Annotated in this window: 10 protein-coding genes; 3 read left to right on the forward strand and 7 right to left on the reverse strand. The window is 58.9% G+C overall.

All coding sequences use genetic code 11. The annotated features are described in order from the left end of the window. The first annotated feature begins 443 nt into the window (after positions 1–443). Positions 444–1,319, forward strand: coding sequence for an alpha/beta hydrolase (locus QCD69_RS06875; RefSeq protein ID WP_253456460.1), 876 nt, complete (start codon positions 444–446; stop codon positions 1,317–1,319). Between the two features lie 243 nt (positions 1,320–1,562). Here the strand turns inward: QCD69_RS06875 and QCD69_RS06880 are convergent, their stop codons facing one another. Both QCD69_RS06880 and QCD69_RS06885 read right to left on the reverse strand, forming a co-directional pair. After that, on the reverse strand, positions 1,563–3,062 hold the full coding sequence (locus QCD69_RS06880) for a M16 family metallopeptidase (RefSeq protein ID WP_253456463.1): 1,500 nt from the start codon (positions 3,060–3,062) through the stop codon (positions 1,563–1,565). Between the two features lie 227 nt (positions 3,063–3,289). Further along, positions 3,290–4,576 (reverse strand): dicarboxylate/amino acid:cation symporter, encoded by a 1,287-nt coding sequence (locus QCD69_RS06885; RefSeq protein WP_253456466.1) that lies wholly within the window; start codon positions 4,574–4,576, stop codon positions 3,290–3,292. A 370-nt stretch (positions 4,577–4,946) separates the two neighbouring features. On the opposite strand from QCD69_RS06885, the gene QCD69_RS06890 reads away from it, so the two are divergent. Continuing rightward, entirely contained in the window at positions 4,947–5,294 is a 348-nt protein-coding gene (locus QCD69_RS06890) for a type II toxin-antitoxin system RelE/ParE family toxin (protein WP_301251494.1), read from the forward strand. Next, positions 5,287–5,601, forward strand: a complete 315-nt coding sequence (locus QCD69_RS06895; RefSeq protein WP_253461162.1) for an addiction module antidote protein — start codon at positions 5,287–5,289, stop codon at positions 5,599–5,601. Before QCD69_RS06890 ends, QCD69_RS06895 begins: the two co-directional genes overlap by 8 nt. A 155-nt stretch (positions 5,602–5,756) precedes the next feature. On the opposite strand, the gene QCD69_RS06900 is transcribed toward QCD69_RS06895, so the two are convergent. From QCD69_RS06900 to bcsB, 5 genes are all read right to left on the reverse strand, one after another. Next, on the reverse strand, positions 5,757–6,185 hold the full coding sequence (locus tag QCD69_RS06900) for a type II toxin-antitoxin system VapC family toxin (RefSeq protein ID WP_301251496.1): 429 nt from the start codon (positions 6,183–6,185) through the stop codon (positions 5,757–5,759). After that, positions 6,182–6,436, reverse strand: a complete 255-nt coding sequence (locus QCD69_RS06905) for a type II toxin-antitoxin system prevent-host-death family antitoxin (RefSeq protein ID WP_253456475.1) — start codon at positions 6,434–6,436, stop codon at positions 6,182–6,184. Before QCD69_RS06905 ends, QCD69_RS06900 begins: the two co-directional genes overlap by 4 nt. A gap of 141 nt (positions 6,437–6,577) precedes the next feature. After that, positions 6,578–8,563: a biofilm formation regulator HmsP gene (gene hmsP, locus QCD69_RS06910; protein WP_253456478.1), complete on the reverse strand. Its 1,986-nt coding sequence runs from the start codon at positions 8,561–8,563 to the stop codon at positions 6,578–6,580. Between the two features lie 153 nt (positions 8,564–8,716). Then, on the reverse strand, positions 8,717–12,181 hold the full coding sequence (bcsC, locus tag QCD69_RS06915; protein WP_301251497.1) for a cellulose synthase complex outer membrane protein BcsC: 3,465 nt from the start codon (positions 12,179–12,181) through the stop codon (positions 8,717–8,719). Further along, positions 12,181–14,493, reverse strand: a complete 2,313-nt coding sequence (gene bcsB, locus QCD69_RS06920) for a cellulose biosynthesis cyclic di-GMP-binding regulatory protein BcsB (protein WP_301251498.1) — start codon at positions 14,491–14,493, stop codon at positions 12,181–12,183. Before bcsB ends, bcsC begins: the two co-directional genes overlap by 1 nt. Positions 14,494–14,502: the final 9 nt, after the last annotated feature.

Consider the following 14,502-nt stretch of genomic DNA (forward strand, 5'->3'; position numbering starts at 1 on the left):
AACAGGTAACAGGTAACAGGTAACAGGTAACAGGTAACAGGTAACAGGTAACAGGCAGTAAGCACCAAATCAACAGATTACACAGCAGCGGTTTGCGCCTAACGGGCAAATTTAATGATATTTACCCTAAATTTTCCATCTTACCTAAGCCAAATAAAAAGTGGATTATCCAGAAAGCGATGCCAGGTAGCTTTTAAAAACTTAACGGTAATTATTTCCTCTCAATAAAAAACAAACTTCCAGCATTTAATACTACTTATTTCTGCTGTCTTATCGCGACCAGAATACCTGCTAAACTTCCTGGATAAATTCTGAAATAGATGAAATTAAGCGCTGAATAGTGGACGGCTTAGCCCAAAATCGGTGATGCTGAATTTATTACCATAAGGTATTTGAATTTTTAGCTTCGCCTGTATGACCAATAAGGCGGAGCGGGAGCGTTTATGAAAGCCGACATTATCACTATCTGGCCCCACGGCGATGCGCCAGGCGCCAGCGATTCACGCGTTAGCCCACAGATTGTGGATATGGCTAAAGAATATGAGCCTTTCGATCGTGCTGCTTCGGGCGTGCGTTGCCCGGAGCTGGCGTTCTGGTATCCCGAAACCTCCAACGGCGTAACGCTGCTGGTTGCGCCAGGCGGTGGTTTCGAGCGCATTATGATCGACAGAGAGGGCAGCGCGCTGGCGATGTTCTTTACCTCTATGGGCTATACGCTGGCGGTGATGACCTACCGTTTTCCGCAGGACGGCCACCATGAAGCGGCCGAAGCGCCGTTAGCAGACGCCCAGCGCGCCGTGCGCGTCTTGCGCCATCGCGCAGCGCGCGGCCTGAACGGCAAACGGATAGTGATGATGGGTTTTTCAGCCGGAGGCTATGTCGCGGCCAGCGTCGGCACGCGCTTTGACGAAAAGCTTTATCCTGTGCAGGATATCGCCGATTCACTGGCCGCCAGGCCCGATGCGCTGGTGCTGCTCTATCCGGTGATCAGTATGCGTGAAGGACTGGCGCACGCCGGTTCACGGCAGCAATTGCTGGGCGACTGCCCGACCCAGCGCGAAATCGAAGCCTACTCTCTGGAAACCCGCGTAACGGCGCAAACGCCGCAAACGCTGCTGATCCATGCCGTTAATGACGAATCGGTGCCGATTAATAACAGTATGGTGATGTTCAGCGCGCTGCGTGAGCACGGCGTGCCCAGCGAACTGCATTTCTATGAGAAAGGCGGTCACGGCTTCGGCATCCGCAACGTGGCGGATCTGCCGCTTGCCAGCTGGCCGATGCTGGTGAATGAGTGGCTGCGCGCGCGCAAGTGGTAGCGCGCGACCGCGGATAAGAGCGAATCTGGTCTACGCTACGCAGCCTTAATTAAGCGACTGCGCCGGGATTGCCAATCAGGCTTATGCAGCCTGACTGAAAGCGCCTGCGACGAGTGCTAATCTGGCCGCAGCCTGGATGAAAGCGCCTGCGACGAGTTCTAATCTGGCCGCAGCCTGACTGAAATCGCCTGCGGCCGATTGAGCTGAGCCGCAGGACGAAAAAAGAACGGCGCCCCGGGTCGATTAATTCTGCGTGGCGGGGATATCCGACACTTCAGGCCGGGTCTCGTCCACCGCTGACGGAGCGGCTTCAGCGGCAGGCGCAGGCTGCATAATTTTCTGCCAGCCGTCGTAAAGCGCCTGCACGTTGGTTTCCGCCTCGCCCTGCGGCTGCATCAGCAGCATGGTCAGCGGCTGCGAAAGCTGTTGGCGCAGCTCCTGGTTCATCATCTGCAGCGTCAGCTCTGACAGGAACTTCTGCCGCAGCTTCTGGTACTGCTCAGGGGCGATATCCACCACCGCATTCTGCTGCGAGCGCAGGCGCTGGCTCATCAGTACGTCCGTATTGGTGCGCGCGTAGGTCGCAAACAGCTTGTTCAGCTCGACGGTTTTCTGCGCCATCAGCGCGTCGAACTCTTCCTGCGGCAGACCGTTATCGCGAATATTCGCCATCTCATGCGCGATCAGGTTCAGATTAGGGGCCAGCGTGTTGTTGTCCGCGTCCAGATTAATCCCGCACTGAGCGCGCTGATAAAGTACCCGACAGTCAAAGCCGACCTGCACTTTCTGCGCTTTATTGTCGCTCAGTACGCGCTGTACGTGCCAGAAAAGCGCCTCGCGCGCCAGATCGCTCTGCCAGTAACGCTGTAGATTTTGCGAATCGCGGATCGGCTGCCACGGGTTATCCCACACCAGCGACAGGCGATCCTGGTTCAGTTTAGCGTTGACCAGATTGACAGGCTCCTGCGGCAGGGAAGAGAGCGTCGGCACCGGCGCGGGCGTCTCACGTTTGCCCTGTAGCGGCGCAAAAGTGCGGTTAATCTGTTCCACCAGGCCACGGCTTTCCACGTTGCCGACCACGAACAGCGTCATGGCGTCCGGCGTATACCATTGTTTGTAGAAAGCGTTCAGCTTTGCCATATCCACCGGCGTGCTGACCGGCGAAGCGGGATCGTGGCCTAACAGCGCGGAGCCTTTCAGCCGGTAGCGCCACCAGGGATCCTGCGGGTCGGCAGGCCAGGTAGCGATAGGATCGTCGGCGTTCAGCGCGGTATTAACGGTCTGCTCGTTGACCGTCATATCGCTGACCGTAGCCGCCAGCCAGTTCATCGCTTCTTTCAGCACTTCAGGGCGGTTGTTAGGCAGGCTAAGCGAATAAAGCGTGAAGTCATACGAGGTCACTGCGGGCGGCTGAGGGCGATCCGGATTCATGCTTTGCTGCCACAGCGAGCGCTGCTGCGCGGTGTCCAGCCTGGCGTTATGCACCAGCGCCAGGCGCGGCAGCAGATGGCTGTAGCCTGCCTGCTGGGTGCTTTCCACCAGCGACCCGGCATCAACCATCAGGCGGACTTCCACGCGGTCGCTGGGACGCTGCGGCGTGGTCAGCACCTGCCAACGAAAACCGTTCTCCAGTTTTCCCTGCTGCCAGGCGGGATCGGGTTGAAGAGTTTCAGCCTGCACCGAACTGCTGGCGAAGGCCAGCGCTATCCCACCCACTAAAAGACGAATTGTGGTGCCCTGCATGTGAACCCCTACTCAATCACAAACCAATAAAATCGCTGGTGGCCTACGGCTATCGGTGGAAAGGATAACTCAGGGAAGCCGACGAATAGCTTCTTAGACCACGCGACGGCGGGGATGTCCCACCGCAAAGTGAAAAATAGTCAAACAATGGGGGTTATTATGCAAATGCCCGACGTGAGGGCAAGTCACGTCGGGCATTTCGGCGGGATATTTATGTTATTAACTGCTTACAGGCGGGTTTCCGACAGTTTTTTCGACTTTTTCGGTGCGTTAAGCGTCGCTTTCAGCTGTTTTTCATCCAGCTGGTCAACCCACTTCGCGACCACCACCGTTGCCACGCCGTTGCCGATAAGGTTGGTCAGCGCGCGCGCTTCAGACATAAAGCGGTCGATGCCCAGAATCAGCGCCAGGCCCGCGACCGGCAGATGACCGACGGCGGAAAGCGTGGCGGCCAGCACGATAAAGCCGCTGCCCGTCACGCCAGCCGCGCCTTTTGAAGAGAGCAGCAGCACCACCAGCAGCGTGATTTGGTGGACAATATCCATATGCGCGTTGGTCGCCTGAGCGATAAACACGGCGGCCATCGTCAGGTAAATTGAGGTGCCGTCCAGGTTAAAGGAGTAGCCCGTTGGGATCACCAGGCCCACCACCGATTTTTTGCAGCCCAGCTTTTCCATCTTATCCAGCATCCGCGGCAGCGCAGATTCGGAAGAGGAGGTACCCAGCACGATCAGCAGTTCTTCTTTGATATAGGCGATAAACTTAAAGATGTTGAAGCCGGTCACCCGTGCGATCAGGCCCAGCACGATCACCACAAACAGCACGCAGGTAATATAGAAACAGATAATCAGCTGGCCGAGCTGCACCAGCGATCCCACGCCATATTTACCGATAGTAAAGGCCATTGCCCCGAAGGCACCGATCGGCGCAAGGCGCATAATCATATTGATAATGCCAAAAATAACCTTCGAGAAGCTGTCGATAAAGTTAAAGACCAGCGTGCCTTTGTCGCCCATGCGGTGCAGCGCAAAACCAAACAGAATGGCGAACAGCAGCACCTGCAGAATATTGCCGCTGGCGAAAGCGCCGATAACGCTGCCGGGGATAATATCCAGTAAAAAGGCCACGATGCCCTGCTGTTCCGCCTGCTGCGCATAAACGGCGACGGCTTTGGCATCCAGCGTGGCGGGATCGACGTTCATCCCTGCGCCCGGTTGCAGCACGTTCACCACGATCAGGCCGATAATCAGCGCGATGGTGCTGACCACTTCAAAATAAAGCAGCGCGACCGCACCCGTACGGCCGACGGCTTTCATGCTTTCCATCCCGGCGATCCCTGTCACCACGGTACAGAAAATCACCGGCGCGATAATCATCTTGATCAGCTTAACGAAAGCGTCGCCCAGCGGCTTCATCTGCGCGCCCAGCTCCGGATAAAAATGCCCCAGCAGTACGCCGACGGCGATGGCGGTTAGCACTTGAAAATAAAGGCTTTTAAACAGGGAAGTTTTCATAAAATATCCGTTAACGGCCTGGATGGCGGGTGACGTGGCTATGGTTATTTTGACAACAGGCCAAAAATAACACTGCGTTAACTGGATTGATATAATCTGATAAACATTGCGCGAACGGAGGCGTGATTTTAAGAGCTGAATCACTTCAGCAGCGGTGAAATGGGGTTTCGGGCAGGCGGTTTTCTCAAAAAAAACACTGTGCATGTAATAATAATGTATCCATTCAGTCGTTCCTTAACGCTGCTGCAACGAAGATAGTGAACCCTACGGATACGCCATTCAGGGCAAGAAATTTTATTAAACACCTTGCTCACCTGTCTTATATAAAAGACAATTAACACACAAGGGAAAGCGTGGAGGATGCCGGGAGATGGCATACAAGATTAGTCGTTATCAGGACAGGAAAGGCAATGTTCCTTTTGCAACATGGATGACGACGCTACGTAAAAAACAGCGGGAAGCGGCCGCCAGGATCGATAATCAGATCGATCGCGCCGCTGCCGGGAATTTTGGTGACCATAAATTCGTGCGCGATGGGGTTTGGGAAATGCGCATTAACCACGGGCCGGGTTATCGTGTTTATTACGCTATAGAAGGAAAAACCGTCATTCTTCTTTTTTACGGTGGCGATAAAAACAGCCAACCTGCTGATATCGCTAAAGCCATTTCTTATTTACACGATTACAATGCGAGGAAAGATTGTGACAACCATTCATAAAACAGCTAAAAACTTTCCGCCTACGGTCGATCATGATGCCGCAACGATTGCAGAGCTGAAAGCCGATCCGACTTACGCCGAAACCTACCTGCAAATTGCGCTGGAAAATATTTATGAGGATGGCGGTATCGCTGCCTTTTTAACGGCGTTACGCCGCGTGGTAGAAGCTCGCGGAGGGATTAGCGAGATCGCGAAAAGATCAGGGCTTTCTCGCCAGCAGCTTTACAAAACGCTGTCGGCAACCGGAAACCCGACCCTGACCACGCTGACAGCAATCACCCGCGCTGCGGGCGTCAGGCTCAGCTAGTCCCGCAACAGATTGAGCAACCTGCGGCCCTTAAAAATAGAGGCGCTCGAACTCCGCGATCGGTAACGATTTAAACTGACTCAGCCTATGCCGAGATCATTCAGCAGTGAATACCGGCATAAAAGTACGTGAGGGCTTTGTTAAAACCTGAGTGACTATTTTTGCCAGCACCAGGGGTTAAGCAGCGTCACGCCCAGCCCGGCAAAGTCTTTAACGTTACGGGTGACGAGCGTCATATTGTGGCAGTAAGCGATAGCGGCAATCATGGCATCATTGGCAGGACGTCGGTCGGGTATATGTAGCCCCGCGCAATAAACGGCGGCTGCCGTGTCAAAAGGCAAAATACGATCTTTAAATTCCGGCATCACCAGGCGTGTAAACCAGCCGCGCAATATCTTTTCCTGGCGAGGATCTTTACGGGCAAGATTAAGAATGCCCTTTTCAATTTCCATCACGGTAATAGCCGAGATAAACATATCTCCTGCATCGACAGTGTCAGTCCAACACGCCACCGCAGGATCTATTTTTGGCGTCCGTGCCTTACGAAGCTCAGAAACTACATTGGTATCAAGCAAATATCTCATGAGAAATCCACGTCCCTGAATACGATATTTTCACGTTCTGGCTCGAAGTCCATCTCCGCCGCCTCAGGCATGGCAAGCGCATCCTGAATATTACGGCTTGAGCCGGTCAATCTTTTATAGTCTTCAAAAGTCAGCAGTACGTGGGCAGGCTTACCGCGATCCGTAATGTAAACCGGCCCGGCTTCTGCGGCCCGTCTGGCGGCCGAAACGGCCTGATTGAACGCCCGGCTGGACATTGTGGTGACAGACATATTGCCTCCCATCGGCGGATGATGTAGAAACGTAACTACATTTTACGCCTGGCGTGCAATATTTCAACCATCGACTTTTGCTTCTGCCAGGCCGGGATCAAAGGCGTGCCGGTTGTTTCTTTCAGTCACAAAAGCCCGCCCTTAAAAATAGAGGCGCTCGAACTCCGCGATGGGTAACGCGCCAGCGTAGAGATAGCCCTGCCCGATATGAATGCCGCGCGCCAGCAGCCAGTCGCGCTGCTCAACGGTTTCCACGCCTTCAGCAATCACTTCCAGCTGCATGATCTCTGCGATAGCCGCCACGATACGTACCATGGCGTTCTCTTCCGGCAGCGGGCTGACGAAGCTGCGATCCATCTTCAGCTTGCTGACCGGCAGCGACTTAAACTGGCTCAGCCAGTTTAAATTGGCGTAGCCCATGCCAAAATCGTCCAGCGCGACAGCGACGCCCGCCTGCTGCAAATCGTTCAGCAGCCGCAGCGCCAACGCCGGTTCACCGACCTGTGCCGTTTCGGTAAGCTCCAGCATCAGGCTGCCTGGCGCAATCTGATACTGTTGGATCAGCGTTTGCAGATGCGCCACCCTGTCCGGTTCGCGCAGCTGCACGGCGGAAATATTCACGCTGAGCGGCAGCGTGATACCGCGTTTTTGCCAGCCAGCCAGCACGCGACAAGCCTCTTCAAATACCCAGCGGCCCAGCGCGTGGATCACGCCGGATTCTTCCGCGCTGACGATCAGGTCTTCCGGCAGGCTCCAGCTGCCGTCCGGCTGACGCATACGCAGCAACACCTCTGCGCCGACCGGCTGGCCGCTGCGCATATCAATCTGCGGCTGCAGGAACAGCGCGAACTGCCCGTCGCTCAGCCCCTGCAAAATATCGTGCTCCTGCGTCAGCCGCTTATGCGCCCGTTCGGTCATGGTGGCATCGAAAAAGAGGATCTGATTTTTTCCTTCAAGGCGCGCCGACATCATGGCCGACGCCGCCCGGCTCAGCAGCTCCGTCGCGCTCAGATGAGCGTCTTCCCGCGTCGCCATACCGATGCTGAGGCTGGGCCGGATCTGCATCTCATGCAGCATAACAGGCTGGGTCAGGCGCAGCAGCAGCAGCCGGGCCATACGCATGGCGCGGACAGGCGTAGCGCGTTTCATCAGCAGCACAAAATCGCTGTCCGACAGCTGGCCGGTCAGCGTCTGCCCGTCGATGCAGTTGCGGATTTTATCCAGCAGCGTCAGCGTCAGCGCGTCGCGCTGCTCGTCCGCCACCACGCCGTTCGCTTCCTGTAGCGTCTCGATGCGCAGCACCATCAGCGTGAAGCCGTCTTTATCCGCTATTGCGTTGATGTGCTGCTCAAGCAGCGCCAGGAACAGCGTCTGATTGGGCAGATTGGTCAGCGCAACGCGCGTAGTCAAACGACGCATCTCATCGTGCACCGTCTCGATAACTTGCTGATTGTGGTTATAACTGCGGATCAGCATGCCCAGCTCGTCGTCGCGATGGCGGGCGGGCAGCGCCAGCTGATGGCCGATCGCCTCCTGCGGCGGCAGATCGTGCAGCTCGGCGGCGATCCTGCGCAGCGGCCTGACGATCAGTTTATTAATGCACCAGCTGATAGCGACCGACAGGATCAGCGCCAGCAGCAGGTAGGTCGTCACCATGGTGGAGAGCGCGCTGAGGATAAACTGATAAACGCGCCAGGAGTCCGCCTGCAACACCAGCAGCGCCAGCGGCTTGGGGTTGGAAGGCCCCACCGAATAGAGCGGCACCGTGATTTGCACCGGCAGTTCAAAAATAGTGGCGATAAGCTTCGGCACCGGCTTCGTCGGTTCAAAATCGGTGTGCAGCGTCTGTAGCCCGTTGGGCAACACGACTTCGGCGCGCGCCAGAATACCGGCGGGCTTAAGGGAATTAAGAATACGTTCAGCCTGGCCGATATCCGCCTTCAGCACCGACTGCGACAGCGGCTGGCGCACGGTATGCGCGACGTTTTCCATCTGCTGGGCATAGTCAATCCTGCGCTGCTGCACAAAATGGAAAAGTTGAATGACGATAAAAATCAGGATGGTGACCACCGCGACGCCGGATACCGTCGCCATCTGTTTTATCGTTAACGAACGACTAACGCGCAAGCCTGTTCTCCGCAAAGCTGACTGCCGCCAAAGCGGGCGGCAAAAACAGCCCTGAGTATATCCTATGACAGGCGCTTGTTAAGTTATCCCTTGCAGCCAGGGGTCGATTAGGTGTTTTCCGACAGGAAATCGGCGCTCGGACAACACAGATCGCTATTTAAAGTCCGCATAAGGCGTCAGCGGCTGCGACGGCATATCGAGATCGCCTTCCCAACCCGCCATGGAATAGCGCAGATAAATCATGCCGTGGCTGGGCGTATAGTCCTCCGCCTGCTGAATATCCATTCCCAGGCCCAGCGTCCAGTGCGCGCTTAACCGACGCTCTACCGCCGCCTGCAGCGTATAGCCAAAGCCGCTGCTACTGCTGCTGGTGCCCTGCGGATTATCGCTGGTCAGCGCGCCGAAACTTAACGGATAGCGCGACTGCGCGTGGGTGCGGGAGTGGGACCAGGAAACCGAACCGCCCACGTCGAACGACCAGTTTTCCGTGCGCTGACGGTAATTGAGCGGCACCGACAGCGAGTTATAGGTTTGCGGGCTGTAGTAGCCGCCCTGGCCGAGCGAATAGTCGCTTAAGTCGCGGGTGTAGTGCCATAACATGCCGTTCAGGCCAATAGTTGCCCGTCGGTTGTCTTCGTTGAGCAGCTTATAGTAGTAGCCGACCATCAGCCGTTCACGGGCGTTGTCCTTGACGTTTTCACCGGTGATCTGATGGGCGCTGATATCGGCCCAGACGCCGTGCGCGCCGCCTTTGTCGTAGCTCAGGCCCACCGCGCCGCCGGTGGCGACCACGCCGCCCCAGGTTTTGCCGCTGGCGGTATTGGGATCGCGCGCGCCCGCGTAGGCCAGCAGCGAGCTGGAAATGGGACGGCGGGAGGCGGTGAGCGACACGCCAAGATCGCTCAGGCTGGTGTTCCAGGTGAAGCCGCCAACCCAGTTGGTTACCTCAAAGCCCAGCGGCGTGGTGCCGATATCCGCCGACCATTTGTCGCTGTTGTAGCCGACGCCAACGCTGGTGCCGTTCTGATGCTGGCGGAAATCCCGGTTGCAGGTTGCGTCAGCATTGGCGCAGGTGCCGAAATTTTCATCAATATTGCCGAGGCTGTTGGGCGAGAAGGTGCCCGCTGAAATATCCACGTTATCCAGCCGCAGCCAGCCTTTGCCCTGGCCGAACGGCGTTTCCGCCTGCGCCATAGTAGTGTGCGCGGTGAAATCGGAAACACCGCCGGTGCCTTTATTTCTGGCGTAATCCTCCGCCAGCGTCAGCGTGGTGTCCTGCTGGCGCGCCAGATCGGCCGCTTCGCTGCGGATGCCGCGCTTCAGCCAGTCATCCTGCTCGTTATTGCGCGTCAGCCGCGTATAGTCTTCGGTGCTTTGCGGCGCCGTCGTAGCGATGCCGCTGGCGACCATCGCCTGACGATAATCATACTGCGCGGCGGCAGGATCGTTCTGCGCCGCTTCCAGCCTTGCCGCATCGCGAAACACCAGCGCGCTGCTTTGCGAAGGCATCTCCTGCGCCGCCTTTGGCTTGAGCAGGCCATACAGCGTGGCGGCGCGGGCGGTATCGCCGACGCTTTGCGCCGCGTTCGCCACCCGCCGTCCGGTATTGACGCTGGCTTCCGCTACGGCCGACGGTAAAGCCTGCAACTGCTGTTTGGCGGCGGGCAGATCCCCTAACGCCACCAGCGCTTCGATTTCGCCCAGCCGCGCGTCGTTATTCTGCGGCTCTTTCTCGCCGACGTCGCGATAGCGCGTCAGCGCCTGCTGCGCATCGCCGCGCGCCAGCGCCCAGTCCGCCTCGGTCAGCGCAATGCGGCTGGAAGGCGGCAGCTGGCCCAGCAGGGCAACGGCCTGGCTTTCCTGGCCGTTGGCGCGCAGCTCTTCGGCGCGGGCAATAACCCTGTCCGTTTCCAGCCGATCGTTCAGCGCCTTAATGTTCGCGTCCCATTTTGCGGCGGGCAAAGCCTGAAGCTGCCGCATCGCCTCCTCTGCGCGATCGCTGCCGGAAAGATAGAGCGCGTAAGCATAGGCCTGCGTCGGCACGCCGGGCTGGCGCTGCGCCATTGCCGCCATCTGCCGATCCGCCGCCTGAGGCTGGCCCGCCTGACGCAGCGCGCCCGCCAGCCGATAGTTCAGCCAGATATCATCCGGTGCGCCCTGCTGCGCCTGGCGATACTGTTCCGCCGCCTCTGCCCAGCGCCCGGCCGCCGCCTGTTTATCGCCTTCCGCACTCAGCGTGCTGCTGCGCAGGCTGGCGAGCGTCGCGCCAAGCGAGCGCTTCTGCGCCGCAGGCAGGCCGTTGATAAAGGCCAGCGCCTTTTCCGGCGACTGCTGTTGATAGAGCGTGACCAGCCGCTGCGTCGCCGTGGCGTTGTCCGGATCAAGCTGGCGCGCGCGGCGGAAAAGCGCCTCGGCGGCGTCGGCATTTTTCTGCGCCACCGCCACATCGCCCAGGCCAATCAGCGCGTAGCCGTCGGTGTTGTCCAGAGCTTGCGCCTGCTGATAGCTCCGCGTCGCGCCGCGAACGTCGCCTGCCGCCAGCGCTTTGTCGCCTGCGGCAATCGCCAGCCAGTAGCGGTTGGATTGCAGCAGGCTTTGCCACTTACCGATGTCCGTGCCCTGCGCATCTGCCGCCACGGCGCGCTGAAAATAGCCGTCCGCTTCTTCACGTTTGTTAGCGCGCGACAGCGCCTGACCCATCGCGCCCAGCAGATCGGGATCGTTGGGGCTGGCCTGTAGCGCCGCCCGCAGCGCCGGGATCGCCGCCGTGCTCTCGCCTTTATCGATCAGGGCCAGTCCGCGCAGCCGCTGTTGATAGGCGGGATCCGCCAGCATTTGCTCCTGCCGCGCCAGCTCAAGCTGGCCGTCCGCCTGCGGTTTATCGCTGGTAAAGGTGCGCAGATAGGTTTGCAGCTGCGCCACGGTCTGCGAGGTAACCGGCTGCGACCTGATATCGTTCAGCCACAGCTCGGCGGCCTGCGTCCTTCCCGCCGGTTCGTTGGCGACCTCCTGTAGCTGCTTAATCGCGGCCGCGCGGTTGTCGCCAAGCTGCATCTGCGCAATCGCCATTTTGACATTGACGTTGCCCGGCGCGTCCCGATCCAGCGCCTCCAGCTGCGTTAAGGCCAGCGGCTGCTGCTCGGGCAGGCGAGCCACCAGCCGCCAGTATTCCAGCGCGAGATCGCTGGAAGGAAACACGCCGTGGAACAGCTTGTCCCAGGCCGCTCGCGCCTCGGGAAGATGGCCGGAAGCCGCCAGCAGTCTGGCCTGCTGCAGCTGCTGCCGTCCTTCTTCGGCAACCAGCAACAGGCTCGCTTCGGCCTGGCGAGTGGCTACCGCGTCGGGGGCGATTGTTTTCAGTCGCGTCAGCCTTTCCCGCGCCCGATCCTGCTGGCCCGAGCGCAAATCCTGACGGATCTGCGCCGCCAGCACCTGCGGATTGTCCGGCGCAATCTTTTCCAGCCGATAAAGCGACTGGCTGACCAGATCGAACTTGTTGGTCGCTTCGCCGACGCGCACCTGCTGTAGCAGCCAGTCAACGGGCGAAACTTGCGCCGTCTCGGCCGCCATGCCGCTCAGCGGCAGCAGCAGCGCGGGTGCCAGCCAGTGCGGGTTCATTACAGATCGTCCTCATCGCCTAAGCGACGGCGGCTGATGCTGCGCATTAAACGCCACAGCAGCAGCGCGAACAGGATCACCACCACGGCGGCAAACGCGGCCAGCATAATCGGATGCGTGGCCAGCGCGTTCCAGACGCGCTCCCACCACGGCAGATGGCCGACATACCAGATGTCGCCCACGCGCAGGCTGTTCACGCCGGATTCCCGGATCACCGAAGCCGAACCGAAAATCGCCGCGCGTTTATCGCTGTCGATCAGCGCGCCGTTCAGCAGCTGCCAGGCGCGAGGACTGTCCGCCAGCAGCGCCACCACGCTTCGCTGGTCGTGGAAAGGCGATTTAAAGCTGACGATCGCCGCCATCGGCCCGCTGGAGCTGATGGTGGTCTGGCTTTCCGCGTACATGTCGTCAGTCGACAGAGGCCGCGTGGAAAAGTCGTTCTGGCGATTAGGCTTGTTGACCCAGCTTTTCGCCGCATCCACCAGCAGGTTGATTTTGCTGTCGTCCTTCAACGTCTGCGGGATTTCGCCAATCATCAGCAGATCGTCATCCTGCTCTTGCGCCTTGCTCCAGTCGTCGGTCATTTTCACTTTCAGCGCCGGATAGCCGGTCTGCGCAGAAATATTGCCCAGCGCGTTCAGCAGCGCGCTGACCTTGTCCGCCTCTGGCCGCGCGTTAACCAGCACCAGCGTTTGTGCCAGGTCGGCATTGCGGCTGAAAGGGAAACCCGCGTTGGCGAAGGCACGCAGCGACGGCATCTGTATATAGTGGCGGTAGCCGGAGAAATCGATAGTGGAGTTATCATCAATCACCACGTGATTGGACACCGGGGTAACGGTGGCGCAGCGGCTCTCTTTCGTGGCGCTGTTATAGGTGCCGCCGTAAAAGAGGCTGGCGTAATCGAAGTCGAAGCGCAGCTGGTTTACCACGCCCAGGCGCAGCGCCGGAATGGTCAACTGGGTGCTGCTGTCGGTCAGACCCTGCACCAGCGGAATGCGCAGCAGCTGTCTGCCGTTGTCGTGCTTGCCCGACAGCGGATAATCCTGCACGAACTGGTTGTTCAGGTTAACCGCCAGCCGGGAGCCGTCTTCCTGCATCGGCGTGGTGTAGCGATAGGTGATATTCATATCGATGCCGCGCGCGCGCACCAGGAAGAGATCCGGCGGCAGTTTCAGCGTCAGCGCAATGGGATTCGGCTGTAGGCCGTCGCTCTGTAGCTGGTTGGCATACTGCTGCAGCTCGCCAAAGGTGGTCGGCCTGTCGGTGCGCACCCAGTTCGGCGCGTCATACGGCTTGCGGGGCATCAGCTCTTTCACCTCGTCCACCGTTGCGCTTTGCCCGCGCAGCAGCACCTCGCCCTGCGCAATCCCCTGCACCGCCTTCAGCAGATCGTTATCGTCGCGTCCCATCACCAGCAGCATTTTCTCCCAGGGATTTTGCGGCTGATTGACGATGGCGATGGTCGGCTTATCCACCGGCGGCAGCGTTTTTAAAAAGTCCGGCCGCTGGTCGTTGGTGGCAAACACCACCGCGTGCTGCTGCTCCGGCAGCTGGTTATAGAGCACCGGAAACGACTGCCCGCGCCAGTCCGCTTTGGTGCCGAACCAGGAAGCCAGCACGGCGGCGGCTTTTTGCTGCCCCAGGCCCGGCGCGCCGGCAAAGACCATCGGCAGGATCAGCGGACGGTTATCGCGCGAATCAAAAAACGGCTCCGGGAAATGCGAGAGATCGTCCTGCAGCGGCAGCTTTTGCAGTGTCAGCGCCAGCGAGCTTTCCTTGCCGATATCCAGCCAGACGGCGCTGTTAGCGGGGTTTTCGCACATATTGGCGTAGTGGCCGACCAGCTCCAGCCGGACGCGGTTAAAGTCGCTGATAAAACGCGGATCCAGCGGCAGCTGGATCTGGCTGGTTTTGCCTGCCTGATCCTGCGCGATCGGCACCAGTCCGACCATTTCATCGTTCAGATAGACCTTAAGATGCGAAACCACAGGCAGCAGCGCAGGCGAAGGGCGATAGCTGAGCGTCAGCAGCGCTTTGGTCACCAGCTCGTCGCTGCGCACGCCGAATTCAATCTGCCCCTGGGTTCGGGTGCCGGTCAGCGTGAAAACGCCCGGCGGCGGCGCGATCTGGGCAAAAGTGCGCGTCACGTCGCGTACCGGCGCGGCGGGATCGACAGCGACCGGCGCGGCAGGATCGGCCGCGGCAGGCGCGTCCGTAGCGGTCATCGGCAGCGGCGCAGAGTCGGGCGCCGCCCAGGTCAGCGGCATAACGCCCATCAGAACAGCAGTGAACCAGCGTAGTTTTCTCGTCATCGTTTCATC

It is taken from the genome of Erwinia sp. PsM31 (genome assembly GCF_030433775.1).
GTDB classification, from domain to species: domain Bacteria; phylum Pseudomonadota; class Gammaproteobacteria; order Enterobacterales; family Enterobacteriaceae; genus Erwinia; species Erwinia aeris.